A 23,125-nucleotide genomic window follows, 5' to 3' on the forward strand; every position below is an offset into this window, starting at 1 on the left:
ATGGCGGCCACCCGTCTGATCAAGGGCTTCATGACCGTGGGCGGCTGGACCCTGGCCTCGCGGGTGCTGGGCTTTGCCCGCGACATCCTGATCGCCGCCTTCCTGGGCGCCGGGCCGATCGCCGAGGCCTTCCTGGTGGCCTTCTCGCTGCCCAACATGTTCCGCCGCTTCTTCGCCGAGGGCGCCTTCAACATGGCCTTCGTGCCGATGTTCTCGAAGAAGGTCGAAACCGGCGACGCACCGCTGGAGTTCGCCCGCGATGCCTTTTCCGGCATGGCGCTGCTGCTGACCGCCTTTTCGGCCCTGGGGGTGATCTTCATGCCGGGGCTGGTCTGGCTGATGGCCTCGGGCTTTGCCGAGGACGAGCGCTTCGGGCTGGCGGTGGTCTATGGCCGGATCGCCTTTCCCTATATCCTGTTCATCTCGCTGGCGGCGCTTCTGGCCGGGGTGCTGAACGGGCTGGGCCGGTTCACCGCTGCCGCCGCGGCACCGGTGCTGCTGAACGTGATCTTCATCCTCGCGATGCTGCTGACCACCCTGACGGGCACCGAGGGCGGCCAGGCACTCGGGCTGCGGGTCGGCGATGCCCTGGCGCTGTCGGTGCCGCTGGCCGGCATTGCGCAACTGGCGCTGGTCTGGTGGGCGGCCCGGCGGGCGGGCTATCCGCTGCGCTTCCGGCGCCCCCGGATGACGCCAGAACTCTGGCGCCTGGCCCGGATCGCGGCGCCGGCGGCGCTGGCCGGCGGGGTGGTGCAGGTCAACCTGCTGGTCGGGCGCCAGGTGGCCAGCTATTTCGACGGCGCCATCGGCTGGCTGAACTATGCCGACCGGCTCTATCAGCTGCCGCTCGGGGTCGTCGGCATCGCGATCGGCGTGGTGCTGCTGCCGGAACTGTCGCGCCGGCTGGCGGCGGGTGACCTGGAGGGCCAGCGCAACGGGCTGAACCGCGCCGCCGAGGTCTCTCTGGGCCTGACGATCCCCGCCGCCGTGGCGCTGATGGTGGTGCCGGGCCCGCTGGTGCAGGCGCTGTTCCAGCGCGGCGCCTTCACCACGGAAGACGCCGCCAACACCGCGCTGGCGCTGACGATCTACGGTCTCGGGCTGCCCGCCTTCGTGCTGCAGAAGGTGCTGCAACCGCTCTATTTCGCCCGCGAGGACACCAAGCGCCCGTTCTACTATGCCCTGGTCTCGCTGGCGCTGAATGCCGGCATCGCGATCGGCCTGGCGCCGTTCATCGGTTTTGCCGCGGCCGCGGTGGGCACGACGCTGGCGGCCTGGGGCATGGTGCTGCAGCTCTGGCTGGGCAGCCGCGAGATGGGCGAGGTGGTGCATATGGACGCCACCCTGCGCCGGCGGCTGCCGCGGATGCTGCTGTCGGCGGCGCTGATGGGGCTGGCGCTCTGGGGCTTTTCCTGGCTTGCGGCGCCGATGTTCGCACCGGGTGGCGCCCGGGCGATTGCCCTGCTTCTGCTGGTCGCGCTCGGCGCCATGGTCTATTTCGGCTGCGGCCAGGTTGTCGGCGCCTTCCGGCTGGCCGATTTTCGCGGCGCCCTGAAACGCCGCGGCTAGGTTGCGCGCCTATCGGTTGCGCAGCCGGGCGCGGATCGCCGCCCAGGCGCCGGGCGCCAGCAGGAAGCACAGCAGGAAGCCCGCGGCAAAGCCGGCCAGTTCGGCGATGACCTGCACCCCGATCCCGCCCTGCATAAGGGCGAACATCAGTTGCAGCCCGATCAGCACGCCGATCATCCGGAAGGCCCTGGCCGGGTGCTCGCCGGTCTGCTTCGCCTTGCGCCAGAGCAGGAAGGTGAAGGCGCCGACCAGCCCGTAATCGGGCGGCATCGCGCCGAAGAGCGGGATCTGGGTGTCGGTCAGCAGCAGCAGGGCCAGCGCCCCGGCGATGGCGGAACCGAACCACAAGGCCACCAGCGCCAGGCCCGAGAACACCTGGCCCACGAACTTGCCCAGTGCCAGCAGGATCACCACGCCGAACATCATGTGGGTGAAGCCGCCGTGAATGAACGGATAGGTCACCAGCCGCTGGATGATGCCGATCTGCCAGCGGCCGCTGTCCAGCATCATCCAGTCGAACTGCGGCGCCCAGAACGAGAACCGGCCGATCGCCTCGCTGCGCCAGCCGACTCCCCCTGCGCCGCCGATCACCCCCTGCTGGGCAAGCTCCAGCACGATCTCGATGGCGACCAGCACCAGGGCGCCGATCACCACCACCGGCGGGACATCGTTGAAGGGCGAGGCATTGTGGTCCTGATCGAAGGGCATCGGGCTTCCTTGACGCTGTATCGGCACATGGGTATGCGAGCCGGACCGCATAATCCAGTCGGAGCCTGTCAACATGGCCAACCAACCTGCCAAATTCTCGCCGCGCGTCTTTTCGGGCATCCAGCCCTCGGGCCAGTTGCACCTGGGCAACTACCTCGGAGCGATCAAGCGTTGGGTCACCATGCAGGAGGAGGATTTCGAGACGCTGTTCTGCGTCGTCGATCTGCATGCGATCACCGTCTGGCAGGATCCCGACCACCTGACCCATGCGATCCGCGAGCTGACGGCGGCGCTGATCGCCAGCGGCATCTCGCCCGAGAAGTCGATCCTGTTCAACCAGTCGATGGTTCACGAACATGCCGAACTGGCCTGGATCTTCAACTGCGTCGCCCGGGTCGGCTGGATGGACCGGATGACCCAGTGGAAGGACAAGGCCGGCAAGAACGCCGAGAAGCAGTCGCTGGGGCTCTATGCCTATCCGGCGCTGATGGCGGCCGACATCCTGATCTACCACGCCACCCATGTTCCGGTCGGCGACGATCAGAAGCAGCATGTCGAGCTGACCCGCGACATCGCGGCCAAGTTCAACCACGATTACAAGGTCGATTTCTTCCCGATGACCACCCCGGTCATCGAGGGCCCCGGCATGCGGGTGATGAACCTGCGCGACGGCACCAGGAAGATGTCCAAGTCGGGCGAGAGCGACATGGAACGGATCAACATGACCGATGACGCCGAAACCATCGCCAGGAAGTTCAAGCGCTCGCGCACCGATGCCGAACCGCTGCCGTCGGAAGCGGCGGGGCTGAAGGACCGTCCCGAGGCGAAGAACCTGGTCGATATCTATTCCGCCCTGGCGGATGTCGGCGTCGATCAGGTCTTGGCCGAATACGGTGGCCAGGGCTGGGGCACGTTCAAGCCGGCGCTGGCCGAACTGGCGGTATCGAAGATCGCGCCGATCTCGGACGAGATGGCGCGGATGATGGCCGATCCGGGCGAAATCGACAATCAGCTGCGCAAGGGTGCCGCCCGCGCCAGCGCCATCGCGGCGCCGATCCTGGCCCGGACCTACGAGATCGTCGGCCTGGTGCGCTGAGCCGCCCCCCGGGCGCCCGGCTTTACCTTGGAAATATCCCACGGGGGTGCGGGGGTGTGAAACCCCCGCCCTGCCCGCACCGCCGAGCGGCGGTGCGGGATCATCGCCGCATCACTTCGGCCAGTCGCGCGTCGCCTCTTTCAGAAAGCTCAGGAAGGCCTGCACCTTGGTTGTCCGGTGCAGGTCCACATGGGTCACCAGCCAGAGCCGCACCGCCCAGGCGTCCAGCGGCTCCATCACCTCGATCAGTTCGGGGTAGCGGTCGCGGGTCGAGGCGGCGACGAAGCCGAGCCCCAGCCCGGCGACCACCGCCTCTTCCCGTGCCTCGCTGTCCGAGGCGCGGAACACCACCGCGCTGTCCGGCACCGTGTCGCTCAGCCAGCGATAGAAGGGGGCCGCCGTCCGCTCGGAGGCATGGCCGATGAAGCGGTGGCCGCTGAAATCCCCGTTCACCGGCCGCCCGTGACGCTCGATATAGGCGGGCGAGGCGCAGAGATGCCCGTGCAGGACCGCCAGCGGCTGCACCACATTGTCGGGTTCTTCCGGCGCCGATCCGGCGCGGATCGCCACATGCGCCTCGCCATATTCCAGCCGGAACACCCGGGCATCGGTCAGGAACCGGACGGTAAGCCCCGGGTGCTGCCCCTGGAACTTGGCGATCAGCGGCACCAGCAGCGCCGACAGGCCGGAAACGGTGGTCACCACCAGTTCGCCCGTCACCTCGGCGCCGCGGCCGCGGATGCGCGAGACCAGCTGCGAAATCTGGTCGTCGGTGGCCTGGCCGACCGCCATCAGGTCGCGCCCGGCCTCGGTCGGCGTGTAGCCGCGGGCATGGCGCTGGAACAGCTTGACGCCGATCCGGCTTTCCAGCGCGTCGATATGGCGGATCACCGTGGCGTGGTGGACGCCAAGCGCCTCGGCGGCGCCCGAAACCGTGCCGGAGCGCGCGACTTGATAGGCGGTGCGAATCTCGTCCCAGTTCGTCGTCGGCATCTGTGACCCTTTTTTCATTGTGTTTCCTGTCTACTGGCGCAAGCCGTCCGCCGGCGCAATCCCCGCTGCACCGCAGCAAGCGGCTAGGAACGAGCTACGACCGATTCAAGGTTTTCCGTCGCTGAATCGTATGTGCACATACAAACATGTCCCTGCTCGGATTTGCGCCTTTTGTTCGGGGCGGCCGACACCCAATTCCATGACACCGGCCGCACTTCCCCCCCGCGGCCCAGAAACAAACAAGCCACCAGGCTGGGGCAAGAAGCCCCGGCGAGTTGAGTAGAAAGGACTACCATGTTTTCGCGTAATCTTCTGGCCGTTCTGGCCGTTGTCGCCGCCGCCCCCGCCTTCGCTGCCGACGTGTCGGCGGGCGATGCCCAACTGGCCCTCGCCCTGGGCGTCGAGCCGGGTGTCTATACCACCGATCAACTGATCCGTCTGAACAATGCGCGGCAGGAAAACGATGCCGAAACCACGCGGTTCATCCTGGCGTCGCCGGGCGGCTACCTGTCCTCGACCGACAGCGCCACCGTGTCCCCGGGTGAAGCCCAACTGGCGCTGAGCCTCGGTGTCGAGCCGGGCGCATATTCGCTCGCCGACCTGACCCGCCTCGAGCAGGCCCGTCAGGACAACGATGCCGAAACCGAGCGGGCGATCCTGACCGGTGAAGTGCACAACCCGGTATCCGAGGCCGTGACCCCGGCCAAGGAGCAGCTGGCCGCCACCGTGGGCGTCAACCCGGCGGACTACACCCTGGCGGAGCTGACGGCGATGAACGCCGCGCTCTACGATTGATCGCAACGACCGGTCGACATCTTCCACCTCGTCGATCGACAGGGCGCGCGGGCAACCGCGCGCCCTTTTCCTTTGCCGGCGCGGCAGGCCCCGACAGGCCCGGCATCTTGACTCGTCCGCCCGCCCGGTCTAACCCCTGCCGGATTCCGGAGGTCTCTATGCTTCCGGTTCCCGGACCGATCCGGGGATCGACATCCGTCAGCGCGTTGCGCCCACGGGTGCCCTTGGGCATTTCCGCGCCCGGTCCCATATCGGTACGGTAGCACGACAAGGAAGGGACCGCGCATGTTCGAGACACTCTCCGAAAGGCTCTCCGGAGTCTTTGACCGGCTGTCCAAGCAGGGCGCCCTGTCCGAGGCCGATGTCGCCACGGCGCTGCGCGAGGTCCGGGTGGCGTTGCTCGAAGCCGACGTCTCGCTGCCGATCGCCCGCGATTTCGTCAAGGCCGTGCAGGAAAAGGCCACCGGCCAGGCGGTCACCAAATCGGTGACCCCGGGCCAGCAGGTCGTCAAGATCGTCCATGACGAGCTGGTGCATGTCCTGGCCGGCGACGGGACGGAATCCGGCGAGCTGAAGATCGACAACCCGCCCGCGCCGATCCTGATGGTCGGCCTGCAGGGCAGCGGCAAGACCACCACCACCGCCAAGCTGGCCAAGCGCCTGACCGAACGCGAGGGCAAGCGCGTGCTGATGGCCTCGCTCGACACCAACCGCCCGGCGGCGATGGAACAGCTCGAGATTCTCGGCCGCCAGATCGGCGTCGATACGCTGCCGATCATCAAGGGCCAGTCGGCGCTGGAAATCGCCAAGCGCGCCAAGACCCAGGCCGCGATGGGCGGTTATGACGTCTTCATGCTCGACACCGCCGGCCGGTTGCAGATCGACCAGGTGCTGATGGACGAGGTGGCCGCGGTCCGCGACGCCACCAAGCCGCGCGAGACCCTGCTGGTGGTCGATGGCCTGACCGGCCAGGTCGCCGTGGACGTGGCGACCGAGTTCGAGGCCCGGGTCGGGATCACCGGCGTGGTGCTGACCCGGATGGACGGCGACGGGCGCGGCGGCGCGGCGCTGTCGATGCGCGCGGTCACCGGCAAGCCGATCAAGTTCGTCGGTCTCGGCGAAAAGATGGACGCGCTCGAGGAGTTCCACCCCGACCGGGTGGCGGGCCGGATTCTCGGCATGGGCGACATCGTGGCGCTGGTCGAAAAGGCGCAGCAGACGATCGAGACCGAACAGGCCGAGCGCATGATGAAGCGGTTCCAGAAGGGCCGGTTCAACATGAACGACCTGCGGATGCAGCTGGAACAGATGCTGAAGATGGGCGGCATGGAATCGATCATGGGCATGATGCCGGGCATGGGCAAAATGCAGAAACAGGTTGCCGAGGCCGGGTTCGACGATGCCGTGCTGCGCCGCCAGATCGCCCTGATCAACTCGATGACCAAGCGCGAACGGGCCAACCCCGAGATCCTGCAGGCCTCGCGCAAGCGCCGGATCGCGGCGGGCGCGGGACGCGACGTGCAGGAATTGAACCAGCTTCTGAAGATGCAGCGGCAGATGGCCGACATGATGAAGAAGATGGGCAAGGGCGGAATGCTCAAGCAGGCGATCAAGGGCATGTTCGGCAAGGGCGGCGCCCCCGACATGAACGACCCCGCCGCGATGCAGGAAGCCGCCAGGGCCCTGGGCCAGAAGATGCCCGGCATGGGCGGCCGCGGCGGCCTGCCCGGTCTGGGCGGCGGCGGCATGCAGTTGCCGCCGGGCCTGTCCGGCTTTGGCAAGAAGAAGTGACGTGACCGGCGCCGGCCTCCATATCCCGATGCTGGACCCCGCGCGGCCGCGCCCGCGGGTGGAGGCCCGCGCATGACTCCTCCGACGCTCACTACAGCCCGGCTGACCCTGCGCCCGCAGGTTCTGGCGGATTTCGAACCCTTCGCCGAGATGCTCGCCTCGGACCGCGCCCGATACATGGGCGGCCCGATCCAGCGCAACGAGGCCTGGGGCTGGTTCTGTGCCGACGAGGCCGGCTGGACCTTTCTGGACCATGGCGCCCTGAGCGTCACCGAGACCGCCAGCGGCCGGCTGGCCGGGCAGGTCGGGCTGAACAAGCCGCCGCGCTTCCCGGAAATCGAGCTGGGCTGGCTTGCCTATGACTGGGCCGAGGGCCGGGGCTACATGACCGAGGCCGCCCGCGCCCTGCGCGACTGGGCCTTCGGGCCGCGCGGATTGACCACGCTGGTCAGCTATGTGGACCCTGCCAACCTCCGCTCGCGGGCCCTCGCCGAACGTCTGGGCGCCCGCATCGACCCCAAGGCCACCGGTCCGGACCCCGACGATGTCGTCTATCGGCACAGCCCGGAGGCCGCATGACAGCCGCGCTTGGCCCGACCCTGACCACAGACCGCCTCACCCTGCGTCCGCTGGCCGAAGGGGATTTCGAGGCGATCCGCCGGTTCGGCCAGTCCGAACGCACCCGGTTCATCGGCGGCAAGGCCGACGAATTCACCATGTGGCGGGCCTTTCTGGCCGGGATCGGGCATTGGCACCTGCGCGGCTACGGGCTGTTCTCGGTGATCGAGCGCGCAAGCGGCGCCTTCGTCGGCCGTGCCGGGCCGATCTTTCATCTGCACCATTCCGAGCCGGAACTGGCCTGGCACCTGTTCGACGGGTTCGAAGGCCGGGGCTATGCGACCGAGGCCAGCGCGGCAGCGCGGGACTGGTATCATGCAAGCACCGGAAACGATCCCCTGATGAGCTGGATCGACCCCGAGAACACCGGCTCGGTCCGGGTCGCCGAACGGCTCGGCGCCACGCCCGAGGGCTGGCACGAGATGGACAACGAGCGGGTCCGCATCTGGCGCCACATCGCCCCGACCGGCGGAGGCAACGCATGATTGCCACCCGCACCGCCCCGATCACCCCCGACCGCCTCACCCTGCGTCGCCCGACTGCGGCCGACATGCAGGGCTTTGTCGATTTCTTCGGCACCGAACGCTCGACGATGAACGGCGGGCCGCTGCTGCCGGGCCGCGCCTGGCGGGCCTTCGCCGCCCAGCTGGGTGCCAGGCTTGACCCCGATGCCGCGACACCGCCCGCCGAATACCGCCCGCAGGTCTGGCGGCATCCGAATCCGACGACCGCAACCGACCCGAGAGGCCCGCAATGACAGACCCCGCCGCCCGCGCTGCAGCCCTGCTGAAGGAGCATCGCGAAAGCATCGACCGGCTAGACGCGATCCTCGTCTACACTCTGGCCGAGCGGTTCAAGCACACCCAGGCGGTGGGCCGGCTGAAGGCCGAACACGCGCTGCCGCCCTCGGACCCGAGCCGCGAGGCCGAACAGATCGCGCGGCTGGAGACCCTTTCGGTCGATGCCGATCTCGACCCCGAATTCGCCAAGGCCTTCCTCGCATTCATCATCGAGGAAGTCATCCACCACCACCAGAAGTTCCAGAAATAACAAGGAATTGGGCCCGGTTCTCCGGCGCCCGAAACAGCCATCCAAAGGAGACAAACTCATGGCTATGAAAATCCGTCTTGCCCGTGGCGGCTCGAAGAAGCGCCCGTTCTACTCGGTCGTCGCCGCCGACTCGCGGATGCCCCGCGATGGCCGCTTCATCGAGAAGCTGGGCACCTACAACCCGCTGCTGCCGAAAGACAGCGAAGAGCGGGTGAAACTGGATCTCGACAAGATCAAGGCCTGGATGGACAAGGGTGCGCAGCCGACCGACCGGGTGTCGCGGATGCTGGAAGCGGCCGGCGTGCTGCCGAAGAAGACCCGCGCCAACAACAAGAAGGGCATCCCGGGCGAAGCCGCCAGGAAGCGCGCCGAGGAAAAGGCCGCCAAGGCCGCCGCGCCGGCTCCCGCTGCGGAAGAAGCCCCCGCCGAAGCCGCGGAACCGGCCAGCGAGTGATCAACCGGGATGGGGCGTGGCCGCCGCGCCCCATCCGCCACCCGCTCGGGTCCAGAAACGGAGGGATCATGGCCGAACCGCTGGTTCTGGTCGGCGCCATTTCCGGTGCCTTCGGCGTCAAGGGCGAGGTGCGGCTGAAGAGCTTCTGCGCCGAGCCTGAAGCGATCGAGACCTATGCGCCGCTCTCGACCGAGGACGGCAGCCGGGAGTTTTCCGTCCGCCTGACCCGGCCGATCCCGAACGGATTTGCCGCGCGGCTGGGCGGGGTGACGACCAAGGAACAGGCCGACGCCCTGCGCGGAACCCGGCTGTTCGCCCCGCGGGAGCGGTTGCCGGCGCTGCCGGATGACGAATTCTACCATGCCGACCTGATCGGGCTGGAAGTCCGCAATTCGGGCGGCGAGTTGCTGGGCCGGGTCCGCGCGGTGCTGAACCACGGCGCCGGGGACATCCTGGAAGTCCACCAACCGGGCGCGGCGCAGACCCTTCTGCTGCCCTTCACGCTGAAGACCGTGCCGACGGTCGATCTGGCCTCGGGCCGGATCGTCGCCGATCCGCCGGAAGAGCTGATCGCCCGGCCCGAGGACGAGGAATGACCCAGCAAGTTCACCCCGACGCCGCCCGGCGGGCGCCCGGCAAGCGGACCACGGCGCCGGAGGCCGCGCGATGAGCGACCAACCCAAGTCGCACGGCCGCAAGTCGATCCGCGCGAGCGCCGCACCGCGGGCGTTGATGGACGGCCCGCCCGAGTTGAAGGATGCCTGGGTTGCCAGGGTCGTCACCCTGTTTCCCGAGTGCTTCCCCGGGGTTCTGGGCGCGTCGCTGACCGGCAAGGCCCTGCAGGAAGGGCTGTGGCGGCTGGAGACCATCGACCTGCGCCAGTTCGGCGAGGGCAAGCATCGCGCCGTCGATGATACGCCGGCGGGCGGCGGCGCCGGGATGGTGATGCGCCCCGACATCGTCGCCCGGGCGCTGACCCAGGCGGCACGGGGCACGACCACCGACCGCGCCCGCTGGCCAGTGATCTACCTCTCGCCGCGCGGCAAACCCTTTACCCAGGCCATGGCCGAGACGCTGAGCCGAACCGAGGGGCTGACGCTGCTCTGCGGCCGGTTCGAAGGCGTCGACGAACGGGTGATCGAGGCCTTCGACATCACCGAGGTCTCGCTGGGCGATTATGTCCTGACCGGGGGCGAGATCGCCGCACAGGCCTTGATCGATGCGACCGTCCGGCTTATACCCCGCGTGCTCGGGAATCATGCGTCAGCCGGGGAGGACTCCTTCTCGGCCGGTTTGCTTGAATACCCGCAATACACGAAGCCTGCCGTTTGGGACGGTCGTGCGATACCCGAGGTTCTTCTCTCGGGCCATCACGCGAAGATAGCCGACTGGCGGAGGGCCGAGGCCGAAAGGCTGACCAAGGAACGACGACCTGATCTCTGGCGGGCTTACCTGCAAGCGCATGGTAGGGACCCGGGTGAAGACCGAGAGCTCTCTGGCGTCCCCACGTCGCGGAAGAAACCGCGCGGAACATAGGAGTGACAGGCATGGACCTGATCGCACAACTCGAGGCCGAGCAGATCGCTGCGCTTGGCAAGACCATTCCGGACTTCAAGGCCGGTGACACCGTCCGGGTCGGTTACAAGGTGACCGAAGGAACCCGGAGCCGGGTCCAGAATTACGAAGGCGTCTGCATCAGCCGCAAGAACGGCAAGGGCATCGCCGGATCGTTCACGGTCCGCAAGATTTCCTTCGGTGAAGGCGTGGAACGGGTGTTCCCGCTGTATTCGACCAATATCGATTCGATCGAGGTCGTCCGTCGTGGCCGCGTCCGCCGCGCCAAACTGTATTATCTGCGTGCACGTCGCGGCAAGTCGGCCCGGATCGCGGAAGTCACCAACTACAAGCCGCTCGACAGCGGCGCAGACGCGTAAGGAGATCCGGAGATGAAAGCCGATACCCATCCCGACTACCACCTGATCGACGTCAAGCTGGTCGATGGCACCGTGGTGCAGATGAAATCGACCTGGGGCAAGGAAGGCGAACAGCTCGCCCTGGACATCGACCCCTCGGTTCACCCGGCCTGGACCGGTGGCGGCACCCGCCTGATGGACACCGGTGGCCGCGTGTCGAAGTTCAAGAACAAATACGCCGGCCTCGGGTTCTGAGCACCCGCCCATGGCAGAAATCGCGCCGCCCTCCGGGGCGGCGCTTTTCGTTTCGGCGCCCGGCCGTGGCAGGGTCAAGGTAACGGACAATGTCACTTTCCGTTCCGGCGCCGGCCACCGATACTGGCCCCGTCGCCCCGAACGAGATTCCGCCGATGCGCCTGACCCTTTCCGCCCTCCTGCTCTGCGCCGCCCTGCCCGCGCATGCCGATGTCTTCGACGACGCGTCCGGGCTTTGGGGCCTGACCGGCGATGACGAGCTGACCTGCCAGTTGAATCCGCACCGGGTCACCTTCTTCGACGACAACAAGCGGGCCAGCTTCCGCTGGGAGCACCTGATGACCAACTATCTGGGAGAACCGGATCAGGAGGGTTTCTATACCGTGCTCGACCACGGCGACGACTACATCGTGCTGGCCCTGGACGGCGAGCAACGCCGGACCCTGGAGGATGCGCCCGTGGTCTGGATCATGCGGCTGAGCGAGGGCGGCGGGCGCTATTGCTGGGGCCGCACCGACTGGCCGGCTGAGGATTGCCTGGACGGCTATGCCCGCTGCCCGGCGCCGGTTCCGATCAGCTAGACCGCCTGCGACCCTGGGCCCGGTTGACAACGCCGACGTCAAACCGGACTTCCGGCAAATGCTGCTGAATGCCGCCATCCTGATCACAATCGCCGCGGCACTCGGCCTGCTCTGGTTGCCACGGTTGCGCACCGATCCGCCCTGGCGGGCGATGGTGACGCCGCTGGCCTCGATCATCGGATCGGGTTTCCTGCTGCTCGGCCCGGTGCTGAGCCATGCCTATGGCGCCTATGCGCCGCTGGCGATGGCCGGACTGTGCTGGCTGGCCTGGGGCTTTGGCGATGCGATCCGCTATTCCATCGCCCGGATCGACGAGGCCGAGGCCCGGCCCGCGCCCGACCGGACGATCGAGCGGCTGGCCTCGGCCACGCTCGGCCTCGCCTATGTGGTGTCGGTGGCCTATTACCTCAACCTGCTCGGCGCCTTCGGGTTGAGCCTGACGCGCTGGAACGACCCCCTCCACGCCAAGATGCTGACCTCGGCGGTGATGCTGGCCATCCTCGCCGTCGGCTGGACCCGCGGCTTCGCGATGCTTGAGCGGCTCGAATATGTCTCGGTCTCGCTGAAACTGGCGATAATCGCCGGGCTGCTTCTCGGGCTGGCGGTCTATTTCGGCCATGCGGCCGGTGCCGGAGAACTCCACGCCCTGCCCGTCTCGGCGGGCGGACTCGGTGCGGTGACGCTGGGCTTCGGGCTGATCGTGACGGTGCAGGGCTTCGAGACATCTCGCTACATGGGCGACAGCTACCGGGCCGCGACCCGGATCCGGTCGATGCGTTGGGCGCAACTGTTCTCGGCCCTGATCTACATGATCTACATCGTCCTCTTTGCCTATGTCTTCCGCCCGGACCAGATCGAGCTGCGCGAGACCGCGCTGGTCGACATGATGGGGATCGTTGCGCCGATCCTGCCGGCGCTGCTGGTCCTGGCGGCCCTGTCGGCACAGTTCTCGGCCGCGGTGGCCGACACAAGCGGTTCGGGTGGCCTGTTCCACGAGCTGAGCGGCGGCCGGATCAGCCATCGGCTGGGCTACGCCGGGCTGATCGCCCTGGGCCCGATCCTGACCTGGAGCTTCGACATCTTCGCCATTGTCGCCTATGCCTCGCGGGCCTTCGCCGCCTATTACGCGCTGCAGTCACTGCTGGCGACGCTGGCGGCGCACCGGCGCCAGAACCGGCCGCGCAGCCTGCTCTATGCGCTGCTGACCGGCCTGGGTGTGGCCATCGTGGCGCTAGGTCGGCCGGTCGAAGGCGGATAGCGCCCGAAGTGCTTTTCAAGGCGACTCGCACAACATATAGTGGCGGAAACGCGCCGAAGCGCGTCAGACCACGCGCAGAGAGCGCTCAGAGCAGGACGGCCAGTGGCACATATCATCGTCGTCGGGAACGAAAAGGGTGGCGCGGGGAAATCCACCGTGTCGATGCATGTTGCGACAGCCCTGGCCCGGTTGGGCCATCGGGTCGGCGCCATTGATCTGGATCTGCGGCAAAAGACCTTTGCCCGCTATCTCGAGAATCGCGCCACATTTGCCCTGAAGGAAGGCCTGGCGTTGCCGACCCCCGAATATCGCGACCTTCCGGACGTGCCGCGCGACCAGTTGCAGGCGGGCGAGAACGTCTATGACCGGCGGTTGTCGGCGGCCGTGTCGGGGCTCGAGGGCGATTGCGACTTCATCATCATCGACTGCCCCGGCTCGCATACCCGGCTGTCGCAGGTGGCGCATTCCCTGGCCGATACGTTGATCACGCCGCTGAACGACAGCTTCGTCGATTTCGACCTGCTGGCCCGCGTCGATGCCGAAACCAACCATGTCACCGGGCCTTCGGTCTATTCCGAGATGGTGTGGAACGCGCGTCAACTGCGCTCGCAGGCCGGGCTGGCGCCGATCGACTGGGTGGTGGTGCGCAACCGGCTGGGTGCGCAGAACATGCACAACAAGCAGAAGATGACCAATGCCATCGCCGAGCTGGCCAAGCGGATCGGCTTCCGCACCGCGCCCGGCTTCACGGAGCGGGTGATCTTCCGCGAGCTGTTCCCGCGCGGCCTGACCCTGCTGGATCTGCGCGACATCGGGGTGCACAACTTCAACATCTCGAATGTCGCCGCCCGGCAGGAACTGCGCGAACTGGTGAAGGCGTTGCGCCTGCCCGGAGTCACCGTCGATTTCTGAACCCGGCCGCTGTCAGAGCCCGTGCGACCCGTCGTATCGGCTGGGTTCCGGCGGCGTCCAGCCCCTTGGCGCGGCCTTGGGACGGTAGATCTCGATCAGCAGCGGGTAGCAGCGGGCGGTGTCGCTGGAATGCTCGGCACCGCAGTCGCCACCGGGGCAGGCCGAAAGGCCCAGCAGCAGGTCGATTTCGGCGAAGAACTCCAGGAAATCACCGGGACGGACCGGCGAAGCCTTCATGAAATACTGCCCGGTGTCGCGGCTGAAGCCGGTGCACATGAAGACGTTGAGCACGTCATGCACCAGCGGCTCGGCTTCGGCCGGGCGCATCCCGGTCTCGGCGGCCAGCGCCCGCGTCAGGTTGGAATGGCAGCAATGGTGATAGTCGGTGCCTGACAGAAGCCGCCCGGTATAGGGATCGCAACGGGTGCCGATCACGTCATGCACGGCGCCGCCGAAGCGGTCGAACCCGTACCAGTCCAGCGTGTCCTCGGTGATCGTCGCCATCGGACGCAGATGCGGGAAGCTGGACCACAGCCGGTCGCCGCCGGACAGATGGGTGCCGTGCAGCGCGCGCGTCTTGCCCGAATAGAACCGCTCGCCGAGATCGCCGGCATTCCAGAGATTCAGATCGCCCACCTGCGGACCTTCGGTCGAGACGATGCGAAAGAACCAGCCCGCCGGAACCCGGGCGCAGGCGGCCTCGCGTGGCGGAACGGTGACGGTCTGTTCCAGAACCCAGCCTTGCCGGGCCGCACGCAGGCGCTCCAGCCCCGGATCGGGCAGGGTCTCGGGCGGGTAGCAGATCACCGGCGCACAGGCCAGACGCTCGGCGGCGTCGGCGGGGGCGTCATGTTCGGGGGTCTGAGGTTTCATCGGAGCTCCAGGCAGATCGTCACGGATGTGACGCTAGCCGAGACGCCGGAACTTGCAAGCGATGCGCTTCGGGCCCTTGCGGGCCCGAAGCCGGCTGCTCAGGCCGCGCCGACCGACGACCTGCGGCGCTGGCGATGCCGGGCCTTCGGCTTGGCGCTGCCGTTCGAGCCCTTGCCGCCACCCGCGCGGAACCCGCCCGACTTGAACCCGCCGCCACTGCGGCGACGCTGGTTCTGCACCGGCTTCTCGATCTGCGATCCGACCCAGGGCGTGCCGCCGATCACCGGCAGGGCATTGCCGATGGTCTTCTCGATGGCGCGGAACTCGTCCATCTCGGCCGGCGAGCAGAAGGCCACCGCGCGACCGTCCTTGCCGGCCCGCGCGGTGCGGCCGATGCGGTGCACATAGGCGTCCGGGACGTTCGGCAGATCGTAGTTGTAGACATGCCGCACATCCGGAATGTCGATCCCGCGCGCCGCCACATCCGTGGCCACCAGCACCCGCAACTCACCCGCCTTGAAAGCGGCAAGGGCGCGGTCGCGCTGCCCCTGGCTCTTGTTGCCGTGGATCGAGCCGGCGGCAAAGCCCCAGTCTTCCAGCAGCTTCTTCAGCTTCTCGGCGCCATGTTTGGTGCGCGAGAAGACCAGTGCCAGTTCGTCGCGGTGCTGGTCGAGATAGCTTTCCAGCAGCCTGGCCTTTTCGCCCTGGGCGACGAAATGCACCGATTGGTCGATCTTGTCGGCGGTCTTGCCGGGGGGCGAGACCTCGACCCGGATCGGGCTCTGCAGGTAACTGTTGGCAATCTCGGTGATCAGCTTCGGCATGGTGGCCGAAAACAGCATGGTCTGGCGCTCTTCGGGCAGCACCTTCACGATCCGGCGCAGCGCGTGGATGAACCCGAGGTCCAGCATCTGGTCGGCCTCGTCCAGCACCAGGAACCGGGTCTGGCCCAGCGAGATCGAGCCTCGGTCGAGATGGTCGATCAGACGGCCCGGCGTTGCCACCAGGATATCCAGACCGCGTTTCATCTTTTCGGCCTGCGGACGCAGCGAGGCGCCGCCGACCACGACCGCGGTCTTCAGCGGCGTGCCCTTGGTGAACACGCCGAGGCTGGCCTCGATCTGCTTGGCAAGTTCACGGGTCGGCGCCAGGATCAGCGCCCGGGCCGTGCCGGGGGCCGGCTTGCCGTGCAGTTTCGACAGTTCCTGGATGATCGGCAGGCCGAAGGCCAGGGTCTTGCCGGTGCCGGTCTGGGCCAGGCCCATCACGTCGCGGCCGGCGAAGACATGCGGTATGCCCTTCCACTGGATCGGGGTCGGCTCGGTATGGCCGATCTCGGCCAGGCGGGCCAGGATCCGGTCGGACAGGCCAAGGGTTTTGAAGTCAGACATCAATATTCTTTCGATCGGGCCGGCAGAACCGGCGCGAATACGGACCGTCCCGGCGGACCCGCGGGAATCGCAGAGTGCCGGACGGCAGCGCAATAGGGCGGCCAGCTCTGGCAGCGGAACCGGATTGTTCCAATACCGTCAGGCCGTCGGACCCCTGCGTGATCGTGGGAACCTCGTAAGAGGCCGCATGTTGCGGCCTTCGTCCCGCCCGGGAGCTGTGATTGCACAGAACCGCCTGCTCACGCGGCAGGGGGCGGGGACAGCCATCACATCGGGGTTCCGGGGGAATAAGTCAAGGGAAGAATTGCTGCACCAGCAAAGAGGGCGGCCCGGGCGGGGCCCGGCCAAGGCGACGGGTCGGTGCAGCGCCCCGGCCGCGGGCCGGGCGTCAGATGGTCGGAAAGCGCTGTTCCAGCCAGCACAGCCCGGACGGCGCAGGCAGCGTCCGTTCAGTCTCCTCGGGCTGCAACGGGCCGGCGCTGCGCTCGATCAGATAGCGCAGAGTCGCCAAGTCGGCCTTGGTCAGGCGCGGCGGCGGAAGCGGAACAGGGTGAGACATGAGACATCCTCCTGCTCCCAATATGCGTGTCGATCCGGGCGGCGCTAAGTCAGGTATTCCGCATCCATGCGGTCGGAATACCCGACCTTCGCCACGATTGCGCCGGTCTCAGACGACCCGATCGACCATCATCCGCTTGATGTCGGCAATCGCCTTGGCCGGATTGAGACCCTTGGGGCAGGTCTTGGTGCAGTTCATGATCGTGTGGCAGCGATAGAGCTTGAACGGGTCTTCCAGCTCGTCCAGACGTTCACCCGTGGCCTCGTCGCGGCTGTCGACGATCCAGCGATAGGCATGCAGAAGCGCCGCCGGGCCGAGGTATTTGTCGCCGTTCCACCAATAGCTCGGGCAGGCGGTGGAGCAGCTGGCGCACATGACGCATTCGTAAAGCCCGTCGAGTTTCTTGCGGTCCTCGATCGACTGCCGCCACTCCTTCGCCGGCCGGTTGGTCTTGGTTTCCAGCCAGGGCATGATGCTGGCATGCTGGGCATAGAAATGGGTCAGGTCGGGCACCAGATCCTTGACCACCGGCATGTGCGGCAGCGGGTAGATCTTCACGTCACCCTTGATCTGGTCCAGCCCGTAGATGCAGGCCAGCGTGTTGCCGCCGTCGATGTTCATCGCGCAGGACCCGCAGATCCCTTCGCGGCAGGAGCGCCGGAAGGTCAGGGTCGGGTCGATCTCGGTCTTGATCTTGATCAGCGCGTCCAGGACCATCGGGCCGCAGGTGTCGAGATCGACGAAATAGGTGTCTACCCTGGGGTTTTCGCCGTCGTCCGGAGACCAGCGATAGATCTTGAAGGTCTTCAGATTGGTGGCGCCGGCCGGTTTGGGCCAGGTCTTGCCGACCCGGATGCGGCTGTTCTTCGGCAGAGTGAATTCGACCATCTCAGAGCCCTTTCGCGTGTTCGTCCCGCAGATGCTTGCGGATCATCAGTTTCAGTCCGGACCAGACCTCGTCCACGGCGCAGACCTTGACATCGACCAGGATGTCGGAGAGCGCCCGGGCGCGGATCACGTCCTCGGTCACGTCGGTTTCGACCTTCGAGGCCCTCTTGGGCCAAGAGACCCAGAAGCTGCCCCCCGGCGCCATCCGGGCCCGCAACGCCGGCGTCGCGGCGTCCAGCTCGGCGGCGGAATCGGTGAAGAGGTGGATGTAGTCCAGCCCCGCACCTTCGATCCCTCGCCAGTCCGGCACCGTCTGCAGATCCCGGAACGCCGCCGCGCGGGTCAGGTCGTCCAGGCCCTCGGGCAGCCCGGCAAAGGCCACCGCCAGGCCCTCCTTCAGGCCCAGCTTCCGGGCCAGGGGGGTGCCGGAATAGCCGCTCATCAGCCCAGATCCAGCGGCCGGATCGGCCCCTGACCCGATTTTTCGCGGACACATTGGTCATAGACGTCATAGGGGTCGCGCCCCTGAAGATAGTCCGACGAGACACTCAGTTCGCCGCCGACCACCGGCCCGCTCTTGGCGGTGGAGACGCCGACATAATAGCTTCCATGCACGCCCGTGGCGGCCCGCGCACGCTCTTCGCAGACACGCGCGGCGGCGGCGGGCGACATCGGGCCGCAGGCGGTCAGCGTCAGGGTTCCCAGCACGGCAAGGATCGAGGCTCGGGTCATGCGGCAATGCCTTCTTGCTGAGGCCAGCGCGTGAACAGCATGTCCATGTGGCGCGGCATGTCATGGTCGGGCGGAGCCATCGCAAGCACGTCGCGCAGTTCCAGCCCGGCTTCCGCCAGCCGCGCGATCAGGGCACTGGGCAGCGGCGTCTCGGCAAAGCGGCGGCTGACCGAAACCTCGGCGACCACGAAGACGCAGCGTCGCAGCGTCTCGCCGGCCCCGTCCAGCACCTCGGCCTCATGGCCTTCGGTATCGATCTTCAGCCCGACGCTGCCGGGCCGGTCGGCCATGATCTCGTCCAGGCGGCGCACCGGCACCCGGCGCTGCTCGGTCCAGCTCGACCAGTTGCGCGAACCATCGACCCGCCTGTGGAACCCCGACAGATTGCCGCCGCCGCCGTTGGCCTTGTGGGTCACGGTCAGGTCCATCTCGCCATCTTCCGATCCAAGGGCCACCGCCAGGAATTCGTGCCCCGGCGGCGCGATCGGTGCCACCAGTTCGGCGCTTTCGCTCAGCGGGTCGATCAGCAGGAATTGCGCCCCCTCGAAGGCCCGATACAGCCAGCCGGTGCCGTCGTAGACGCCGACATCGACAACGATGTCGGGGGAGAAGCCGAAACGGCGCATGTAGTGCACCGTCTGCTTGATCCGCACCGGTTTCAGCCCGGTCCCCTTCAACGCTGCCCTGGCTTGCGGATTGGCCATGGCGCCCTCAGTAGACCCGGGCTTTCGGGGCGATCTTCTTGAGCGCGATGCCGCCCTCGGCCTCGGCCGTCAGCGGTTCCAGATGCACCGGGCGATAGCTCAGATCGACCTTGTTGCCGTTCACCCGGGTCAGCGAATGCTTGCGCCAGTTCTTGTCGTCGCGCTCCGGGTAATCCTCGTGCGCATGGGCGCCGCGGCTTTCCTTGCGCGCCTCGGCGCCGACGATGGTGGCCAGCGCGTTCGGCATCAGGTTGGTCAGTTCCAGCGTCTCCATCAGATCGCTGTTCCAGACCAGGCTGCGGTCGGTGATGCCGAGATCGGAGATCTTGCCGGCAATCGCGGTCATCGCCTTGACACCTTCGGCCAGGCTCTTGTCGGTGCGGAACACCGCCGCATCGGCCTGCATCGCCTTCTGCATCTCCAGCCGCAGTTCGGCGGTCGGCACCGGCCCCTTGGCGTGGCGCAGCCGGTCGAACCGGTCCAGCGCCGCATCGACGCTGGCGGTGTTGGTCGCCGGAACCGGGCTGGCCGGGTCGATCACCTCCCGCGCCTTGATCGCCGCGGCGCGGCCGAAGACCACCAGGTCGATCAGCGAGTTCGAGCCCAGCCGGTTGGCGCCATGCACGCTGGCACAGCCGGCCTCGCCCACTGCCATCAGCCCGGGCTGGATCGCGTCGGGGTCGTCCTTGGTCGGGTTCAGCACCTCGCCCCAGTAGTTCGTCGGGATGCCGCCCATGTTGTAATGCACCGTGGGCAGCACCGGGATCGGTTCCTTGGTCAGATCGACGCCGGCGAAAATCCGGGCACTCTCGGAAATGCCGGGCAACCGCAACGCCAGCGTTTCCGGAGGAATGTGGCTGAGGTTGAGGTGCAGGTGATCCTTGTTGGGACCGACGCCGCGGCCTTCGCGGATCTCGATCGTCATGCAGCGCGAGACGACATCGCGGCTGGCCAGGTCCTTGTAGGTCGGGGCGTAGCGTTCCATGAACCGCTCGCCTTCCGAGTTGGTCAGATAGCCGCCCTCGCCCCGCGCACCCTCGGTGATCAGGCAGCCGGCGCCGTAGATGCCGGTGGGGTGGAACTGGACGAACTCCATGTCCTGCAGGGGCAGCCCGGCCCGCGCCACCATGCCGCCACCGTCGCCGGTGCAGGTATGGGCGCTGGTGGCCGAGAAGAACGCCCGGCCATAGCCGCCGGTGGCCAGTACGACCATCTTGGCGTTGAAGACATGCATCGTGCCGTCATCGAGCTTCCAGGCCACGACACCGGTGCAGACCCCGTCCGTCATGATCAGGTCGATGGCGAAATACTCGATGTAGAACTCGGCCTTCTGCTTCAGGCTCTGGCCATAGAGCGTGTGCAGGATGGCGTGGCCGGTGCGGTCGGCGGCGGCGCAGGTGCGCTGCACCGGCGGGCCTTCGCCGAATTCGGTGGTATGGCCGCCGAAGGGCCGCTGATAGATCCTGCCGTCTTCGGTGCGGCTGAACGGAACGCCGTAATGCTCCAGCTCGTAGACCGCCTTGGGCGCCTCGCGGGTCAGGTATTCCATGGCGTCCATGTCGCCCAGCCAGTCGCTGCCCTTGACGGTGTCATACATGTGCCACTGCCAGTTGTCGGGCCCCATGTTCGACAGGCTGGCGGCGATACCGCCCTGCGCCGCGACGGTGTGGCTGCGGGTCGGAAAGACCTTGGTGATGCAGGCGGTGCGCAGCCCCTGCTCGGCCATTCCCAGGGTGGCCCGCAGGCCAGAACCGCCGGCGCCGACCACGACCACATCGTAGTCGTGGGTCTCGTATTCATATGCCGCCATGTCGTTCCCTCAGAGCGCGATGCGGGCAAGGGCATAGAGCCCGACCGCCATCACCAGATAGGCGAGCCCGATCGCCAGGATGAACAGGCCCTTGCGCAGCGACCCGCGCCAGTAGTCCGAGACCAGCATATAGGCCCCGCGCCAGAAGTGGTTCATGCCGACGACCAGGACCAGCGCGGTGAGGATCGCCATGAACGGGTTCGAAAAGGCCTCGATCACCTCGGCCCGGGTGCCGCCCATGGCACGGCCGAAGAGCACCAGGAAGATCGGCACCAGGCAGGCCAGCGTCACCGACGTGACGGTCATGTACCAATGGTGGTCGGTGCCGTGGCCGGAAGCCCCCTTGCCCTCGGCCCGTTTGCGGTCGGTCAGATAGCGCATTGTCTTGCCTCCCTCAGACCAGGAACAGGGTGATGACGGTCAGAACGACCGAACCGATGACACAGGCCCAGCCCAGCTTTTCCGCCGTGGGCAGGTCCAGCCCGTGACCCGCGTCCCACCACAGATGCCGGAGCCCGGCGAGGTAGTGATACCAGACCGCCCAGAGGCTGAGGGTGAAGACCAGATCGCCGAACCAGCCGGTGACAACCGCATCGGCGGTGGCGAAGGCGGCGTCCGAGGTCGCCGCGGCGGCCAGCCACCAGACCCCGAGCGCGAAGGCAACCAGAAGCGCGTTGCCGGTCAACCGGGTCAGGATCGACGACATCGAGGTAATCTGCGGGCGATAGATTTGCAGGTGCGGCGAAAGCGGTCTCTCGACCGTCGTGACATCATCCATGCGTGACTCCTTTCCGGCGCTGGCGGCGCTGCAGCCGACCTATTGATCCGGTGATAGCAAATATTCGCCCCGAGTCCACGCGGCATCAGCGCTAACATGGCGCGGCGAAGTGCCACCGTGGTCGATTTCCGGCTTTCGTGATCACAGTTTTCGGCACCGTGATCACGAGTATTACATCGGGACCAGCGCCCAATAGTCGAGGTCGAGCAGCACCTCGGGCAGGTATCGGCCCGAAGCGTCGCGCAACGCCCCGGCGGCGCCGGTGGTGGCGACCAGCCGCAGCCGCAATGCGCCGACGCCCGGCGCCGGGGTCTCGGCCCGGTCCAGAACCTCGCTCCAGGCCCGCACCGTCATCCCGGCAAAGGCCGGATTGGCATGAGCGCCGCCGTTGATCGCCACCATCATTTGCGCATTGGCCAGCCCGTTGAAGCTCAGGGCCCGGGCCAGGCTGATGATGTGGCCGCCATAGATCAGCCGCTTGCCGTCGGGCCGCTGAGTGGCGTCGAAATGCACCTTGGCGGTGTTCTGCCACAGCCGGGTGGCCATCATGTGCTCGGCCTCGCTCAGCGTCACGCCATCGACATGGTCGATCACCTCGCCGATCTGGTAATCGGCCCAGCGATGCGGTTCCCCGGCCAGGCCGAAATCATAGCGGCTGAAGTCCAGCCCTCGCGGGATCACCAGGGTCTTCGGCGCCACGGTGGCCGCCAGCTCCGGAACCACGGTTTCCGGCGCCGGCGCCTCTGCATCGCGCTTGCGCACCATGACCCAGCGGACATAGTCCATCACCGTCTCGCCATGCTGGTTGCGCCCGGTGGTGCGGACCCAGACCACGCCGGTCTTGCCGCTGGAGTTCTGCTTGACCCCGATCACCTCCGACTCCGAGGTCAGCGTGTCTCCGGGCCAGAGCGGCATCCGCCAACGGCCCTCGGCGTAGCCCAGGTTGGCAACCGCGTTCAGCGAGACATCCGGAACGGTCTTGCCGAAGACGACATGGAAGGTCACCAGATCGTCCAGGGGGCTGAACGGCAGGCCGCAGCTCTTGGCGAATTCATCCGAAGAGTGCAGCGCGTGCCGGGCCGGGTAGAGCGCGTGGTAAAGCGCCCGCTCGCCCATCTTCACGGTGCGCGGCACTGCGTGGCGGATCACCTCTCCAACCCGGTAGTCCTCGAAGAAGCGGCCCGCCGTGGTCTTCATAGAGCCCCCAGCTTCAGCTCGGGGGAATAGTCGGCCTCGACCTCCTTGGTGACGGCCTGACCGCAGCGCATCTTGCCGCTGGCGGCGTCATAGGCATAGGTCGGCCCGCCATGCAGCTGCCAGCCTTTGGCCAGCGCCTCGGTCACCTTGTGGCAGAAGGCGCTGGTGTCATCCTCGGTCAGAAAGCGATAGGCAATCAC

The 23,125-nt window shown here is 67.2% G+C and carries 30 protein-coding genes; 16 read left to right on the top strand and 14 right to left on the bottom strand.

What is annotated here, in order from left to right:
- A complete protein-coding gene (gene murJ, locus NUW50_RS06895; RefSeq protein WP_258288364.1) occupies positions 1–1,569 on the top strand; it encodes a murein biosynthesis integral membrane protein MurJ in 1,569 nt (522 codons plus the stop codon).
- 9 nt (positions 1,570–1,578) lie between these two features.
- Here murJ and NUW50_RS06900 read toward each other — a convergent pair whose 3' ends face one another.
- Positions 1,579–2,277 (bottom strand): rhomboid family intramembrane serine protease, encoded by a 699-nt coding sequence (locus tag NUW50_RS06900; RefSeq protein WP_258288365.1) that lies wholly within the window; start codon positions 2,275–2,277, stop codon positions 1,579–1,581.
- A gap of 73 nt (positions 2,278–2,350) precedes the next feature.
- Between NUW50_RS06900 and trpS the strand changes: the two genes are divergently transcribed.
- Positions 2,351–3,373 (top strand): tryptophan--tRNA ligase, encoded by a 1,023-nt coding sequence (gene trpS / locus NUW50_RS06905; RefSeq protein ID WP_258288366.1) that lies wholly within the window; start codon positions 2,351–2,353, stop codon positions 3,371–3,373.
- A gap of 111 nt (positions 3,374–3,484) precedes the next feature.
- On the opposite strand, the gene NUW50_RS06910 is transcribed toward trpS, so the two are convergent.
- Positions 3,485–4,366 (bottom strand): LysR family transcriptional regulator, encoded by an 882-nt coding sequence (locus tag NUW50_RS06910; RefSeq protein ID WP_258288367.1) that lies wholly within the window; start codon positions 4,364–4,366, stop codon positions 3,485–3,487.
- 294 nt (positions 4,367–4,660) lie between these two features.
- Here NUW50_RS06910 and NUW50_RS06915 point away from each other — a divergent pair, with 294 nt between their 5' ends.
- From NUW50_RS06915 to NUW50_RS06980, 14 genes are all read left to right on the top strand, one after another.
- Positions 4,661–5,161, top strand: a complete 501-nt coding sequence (locus tag NUW50_RS06915) for a hypothetical protein (protein WP_258288368.1) — start codon at positions 4,661–4,663, stop codon at positions 5,159–5,161.
- A gap of 285 nt (positions 5,162–5,446) precedes the next feature.
- Complete coding sequence (gene ffh / locus NUW50_RS06920; RefSeq protein ID WP_258288369.1) at positions 5,447–6,952, top strand: signal recognition particle protein; 1,506 nt, start codon at positions 5,447–5,449, stop codon at positions 6,950–6,952.
- A gap of 72 nt (positions 6,953–7,024) precedes the next feature.
- Positions 7,025–7,531, top strand: a complete 507-nt coding sequence (locus tag NUW50_RS06925) for a GNAT family N-acetyltransferase (protein WP_258288370.1) — start codon at positions 7,025–7,027, stop codon at positions 7,529–7,531.
- Positions 7,528–8,055 carry a GNAT family N-acetyltransferase gene (locus NUW50_RS06930; protein ID WP_258288371.1) on the top strand — a complete coding sequence of 176 codons (528 nt, stop codon included), beginning with the start codon at positions 7,528–7,530 and terminating at the stop codon, positions 8,053–8,055. The genes NUW50_RS06925 and NUW50_RS06930 overlap by 4 nt, the downstream gene beginning before the upstream one ends.
- Positions 8,052–8,327, top strand: coding sequence for a hypothetical protein (locus NUW50_RS06935; RefSeq protein WP_258288372.1), 276 nt, complete (start codon positions 8,052–8,054; stop codon positions 8,325–8,327). The genes NUW50_RS06930 and NUW50_RS06935 overlap by 4 nt, the downstream gene beginning before the upstream one ends.
- On the top strand, positions 8,324–8,620 hold the full coding sequence (locus tag NUW50_RS06940) for a chorismate mutase (protein WP_258288373.1): 297 nt from the start codon (positions 8,324–8,326) through the stop codon (positions 8,618–8,620). The genes NUW50_RS06935 and NUW50_RS06940 overlap by 4 nt, the downstream gene beginning before the upstream one ends.
- A 58-nt stretch (positions 8,621–8,678) precedes the next feature.
- Positions 8,679–9,074, top strand: coding sequence for a 30S ribosomal protein S16 (gene rpsP, locus NUW50_RS06945; protein WP_258288374.1), 396 nt, complete (start codon positions 8,679–8,681; stop codon positions 9,072–9,074).
- A 68-nt stretch (positions 9,075–9,142) separates the two neighbouring features.
- Positions 9,143–9,670, top strand: coding sequence for a ribosome maturation factor RimM (gene rimM / locus NUW50_RS06950; RefSeq protein ID WP_258288375.1), 528 nt, complete (start codon positions 9,143–9,145; stop codon positions 9,668–9,670).
- Positions 9,671–9,740: 70 nt separating this feature from the next.
- Positions 9,741–10,610 carry a tRNA (guanosine(37)-N1)-methyltransferase TrmD gene (trmD, locus tag NUW50_RS06955; protein ID WP_258288376.1) on the top strand — a complete coding sequence of 290 codons (870 nt, stop codon included), beginning with the start codon at positions 9,741–9,743 and terminating at the stop codon, positions 10,608–10,610.
- Between the two features lie 11 nt (positions 10,611–10,621).
- Positions 10,622–11,008, top strand: coding sequence for a 50S ribosomal protein L19 (rplS, locus tag NUW50_RS06960; protein ID WP_258288377.1), 387 nt, complete (start codon positions 10,622–10,624; stop codon positions 11,006–11,008).
- A gap of 12 nt (positions 11,009–11,020) precedes the next feature.
- Entirely contained in the window at positions 11,021–11,242 is a 222-nt protein-coding gene (gene rpmE, locus NUW50_RS06965) for a 50S ribosomal protein L31 (RefSeq protein WP_258288378.1), read from the top strand.
- An 89-nt stretch (positions 11,243–11,331) separates the two neighbouring features.
- On the top strand, positions 11,332–11,823 hold the full coding sequence (locus tag NUW50_RS06970; protein ID WP_258288379.1) for a hypothetical protein: 492 nt from the start codon (positions 11,332–11,334) through the stop codon (positions 11,821–11,823).
- Positions 11,824–11,881: 58 nt separating this feature from the next.
- Positions 11,882–13,081, top strand: coding sequence for an amino acid permease (locus tag NUW50_RS06975; RefSeq protein WP_258288380.1), 1,200 nt, complete (start codon positions 11,882–11,884; stop codon positions 13,079–13,081).
- A 102-nt stretch (positions 13,082–13,183) separates the two neighbouring features.
- On the top strand, positions 13,184–13,993 hold the full coding sequence (locus NUW50_RS06980; protein WP_258288381.1) for a division plane positioning ATPase MipZ: 810 nt from the start codon (positions 13,184–13,186) through the stop codon (positions 13,991–13,993).
- Between the two features lie 12 nt (positions 13,994–14,005).
- On the opposite strand, the gene NUW50_RS06985 is transcribed toward NUW50_RS06980, so the two are convergent.
- From NUW50_RS06985 to NUW50_RS07040, 12 genes are all read right to left on the bottom strand, one after another.
- Positions 14,006–14,866, bottom strand: coding sequence for an urea carboxylase-associated family protein (locus NUW50_RS06985; protein ID WP_258288382.1), 861 nt, complete (start codon positions 14,864–14,866; stop codon positions 14,006–14,008).
- A gap of 98 nt (positions 14,867–14,964) precedes the next feature.
- On the bottom strand, positions 14,965–16,257 hold the full coding sequence (locus tag NUW50_RS06990; RefSeq protein ID WP_258288383.1) for a DEAD/DEAH box helicase: 1,293 nt from the start codon (positions 16,255–16,257) through the stop codon (positions 14,965–14,967).
- A gap of 388 nt (positions 16,258–16,645) precedes the next feature.
- Positions 16,646–16,816: a hypothetical protein gene (locus tag NUW50_RS06995; RefSeq protein WP_258288384.1), complete on the bottom strand. Its 171-nt coding sequence runs from the start codon at positions 16,814–16,816 to the stop codon at positions 16,646–16,648.
- A gap of 108 nt (positions 16,817–16,924) precedes the next feature.
- Entirely contained in the window at positions 16,925–17,704 is a 780-nt protein-coding gene (locus NUW50_RS07000; protein WP_258288385.1) for a succinate dehydrogenase iron-sulfur subunit, read from the bottom strand.
- Position 17,705: 1 nt separating this feature from the next.
- Positions 17,706–18,146, bottom strand: a complete 441-nt coding sequence (locus NUW50_RS07005; protein WP_258288386.1) for a hypothetical protein — start codon at positions 18,144–18,146, stop codon at positions 17,706–17,708.
- On the bottom strand, positions 18,146–18,436 hold the full coding sequence (locus tag NUW50_RS07010) for a hypothetical protein (protein ID WP_258288387.1): 291 nt from the start codon (positions 18,434–18,436) through the stop codon (positions 18,146–18,148). Before NUW50_RS07010 ends, NUW50_RS07005 begins: the two co-directional genes overlap by 1 nt.
- Positions 18,433–19,140 (bottom strand): FkbM family methyltransferase, encoded by a 708-nt coding sequence (locus NUW50_RS07015; protein WP_258288388.1) that lies wholly within the window; start codon positions 19,138–19,140, stop codon positions 18,433–18,435. The genes NUW50_RS07010 and NUW50_RS07015 overlap by 4 nt, the downstream gene beginning before the upstream one ends.
- Positions 19,141–19,147: 7 nt before the next feature.
- On the bottom strand, positions 19,148–20,950 hold the full coding sequence (sdhA, locus tag NUW50_RS07020) for a succinate dehydrogenase flavoprotein subunit (RefSeq protein WP_258288389.1): 1,803 nt from the start codon (positions 20,948–20,950) through the stop codon (positions 19,148–19,150).
- Positions 20,951–20,959: 9 nt separating this feature from the next.
- Positions 20,960–21,331, bottom strand: coding sequence for a succinate dehydrogenase, hydrophobic membrane anchor protein (gene sdhD / locus NUW50_RS07025; protein ID WP_258288390.1), 372 nt, complete (start codon positions 21,329–21,331; stop codon positions 20,960–20,962).
- A gap of 13 nt (positions 21,332–21,344) precedes the next feature.
- Positions 21,345–21,728 carry a succinate dehydrogenase, cytochrome b556 subunit gene (gene sdhC, locus NUW50_RS07030; RefSeq protein ID WP_258288391.1) on the bottom strand — a complete coding sequence of 128 codons (384 nt, stop codon included), beginning with the start codon at positions 21,726–21,728 and terminating at the stop codon, positions 21,345–21,347.
- A 171-nt stretch (positions 21,729–21,899) separates the two neighbouring features.
- Entirely contained in the window at positions 21,900–22,925 is a 1,026-nt protein-coding gene (locus NUW50_RS07035; RefSeq protein ID WP_258288392.1) for a MaoC family dehydratase, read from the bottom strand.
- A complete protein-coding gene (locus tag NUW50_RS07040) occupies positions 22,922–23,125 on the bottom strand; it encodes a DUF1737 domain-containing protein (protein ID WP_258288393.1) in 204 nt (67 codons plus the stop codon). Before NUW50_RS07040 ends, NUW50_RS07035 begins: the two co-directional genes overlap by 4 nt.

The sequence above is a fragment of the Frigidibacter sp. ROC022 genome, assembly GCF_024723735.1.
Classification (GTDB): Bacteria; Pseudomonadota; Alphaproteobacteria; order Rhodobacterales; family Rhodobacteraceae; genus SLM-1.

Bases quoted from the DNA above. Each gene is read 5' to 3' on its own strand.
- sdhA (WP_258288389.1), bottom strand. From the start codon at position 20,950: ATGGCGGCATATGAATACGAGACCCACGACTACGATGTGGTCGTGGTC.
- NUW50_RS07010 (WP_258288387.1), bottom strand. From the start codon at position 18,436: ATGACCCGAGCCTCGATCCTTGCCGTGCTGGGAACCCTGACGCTGACC.
- NUW50_RS06970 (WP_258288379.1), top strand. From the start codon at position 11,332: ATGTCACTTTCCGTTCCGGCGCCGGCCACCGATACTGGCCCCGTCGCC.
- NUW50_RS06900 (WP_258288365.1), bottom strand. From the start codon at position 2,277: ATGCCCTTCGATCAGGACCACAATGCCTCGCCCTTCAACGATGTCCCG.
- murJ (WP_258288364.1), top strand. From the start codon at position 1: ATGGCGGCCACCCGTCTGATCAAGGGCTTCATGACCGTGGGCGGCTGG.
- NUW50_RS07035 (WP_258288392.1), bottom strand. From the start codon at position 22,925: ATGAAGACCACGGCGGGCCGCTTCTTCGAGGACTACCGGGTTGGAGAG.
- NUW50_RS06985 (WP_258288382.1), bottom strand. From the start codon at position 14,866: ATGAAACCTCAGACCCCCGAACATGACGCCCCCGCCGACGCCGCCGAG.
- trpS (WP_258288366.1), top strand. From the start codon at position 2,351: ATGGCCAACCAACCTGCCAAATTCTCGCCGCGCGTCTTTTCGGGCATC.
- rplS (WP_258288377.1), top strand. From the start codon at position 10,622: ATGGACCTGATCGCACAACTCGAGGCCGAGCAGATCGCTGCGCTTGGC.
- rpmE (WP_258288378.1), top strand. From the start codon at position 11,021: ATGAAAGCCGATACCCATCCCGACTACCACCTGATCGACGTCAAGCTG.
- NUW50_RS06910 (WP_258288367.1), bottom strand. From the start codon at position 4,366: ATGCCGACGACGAACTGGGACGAGATTCGCACCGCCTATCAAGTCGCG.
- NUW50_RS06995 (WP_258288384.1), bottom strand. From the start codon at position 16,816: ATGTCTCACCCTGTTCCGCTTCCGCCGCCGCGCCTGACCAAGGCCGAC.
- rimM (WP_258288375.1), top strand. From the start codon at position 9,143: ATGGCCGAACCGCTGGTTCTGGTCGGCGCCATTTCCGGTGCCTTCGGC.
- NUW50_RS07000 (WP_258288385.1), bottom strand. From the start codon at position 17,704: ATGGTCGAATTCACTCTGCCGAAGAACAGCCGCATCCGGGTCGGCAAG.
- NUW50_RS07015 (WP_258288388.1), bottom strand. From the start codon at position 19,140: ATGGCCAATCCGCAAGCCAGGGCAGCGTTGAAGGGGACCGGGCTGAAA.
- ffh (WP_258288369.1), top strand. From the start codon at position 5,447: ATGTTCGAGACACTCTCCGAAAGGCTCTCCGGAGTCTTTGACCGGCTG.
- trmD (WP_258288376.1), top strand. From the start codon at position 9,741: ATGAGCGACCAACCCAAGTCGCACGGCCGCAAGTCGATCCGCGCGAGC.
- NUW50_RS06925 (WP_258288370.1), top strand. From the start codon at position 7,025: ATGACTCCTCCGACGCTCACTACAGCCCGGCTGACCCTGCGCCCGCAG.
- NUW50_RS06915 (WP_258288368.1), top strand. From the start codon at position 4,661: ATGTTTTCGCGTAATCTTCTGGCCGTTCTGGCCGTTGTCGCCGCCGCC.
- rpsP (WP_258288374.1), top strand. From the start codon at position 8,679: ATGGCTATGAAAATCCGTCTTGCCCGTGGCGGCTCGAAGAAGCGCCCG.
- sdhC (WP_258288391.1), bottom strand. From the start codon at position 21,728: ATGGATGATGTCACGACGGTCGAGAGACCGCTTTCGCCGCACCTGCAA.
- sdhD (WP_258288390.1), bottom strand. From the start codon at position 21,331: ATGCGCTATCTGACCGACCGCAAACGGGCCGAGGGCAAGGGGGCTTCC.
- NUW50_RS06940 (WP_258288373.1), top strand. From the start codon at position 8,324: ATGACAGACCCCGCCGCCCGCGCTGCAGCCCTGCTGAAGGAGCATCGC.
- NUW50_RS06930 (WP_258288371.1), top strand. From the start codon at position 7,528: ATGACAGCCGCGCTTGGCCCGACCCTGACCACAGACCGCCTCACCCTG.
- NUW50_RS06975 (WP_258288380.1), top strand. From the start codon at position 11,882: ATGCTGCTGAATGCCGCCATCCTGATCACAATCGCCGCGGCACTCGGC.
- NUW50_RS06935 (WP_258288372.1), top strand. From the start codon at position 8,052: ATGATTGCCACCCGCACCGCCCCGATCACCCCCGACCGCCTCACCCTG.
- NUW50_RS06990 (WP_258288383.1), bottom strand. From the start codon at position 16,257: ATGTCTGACTTCAAAACCCTTGGCCTGTCCGACCGGATCCTGGCCCGC.
- NUW50_RS07005 (WP_258288386.1), bottom strand. From the start codon at position 18,146: ATGAGCGGCTATTCCGGCACCCCCCTGGCCCGGAAGCTGGGCCTGAAG.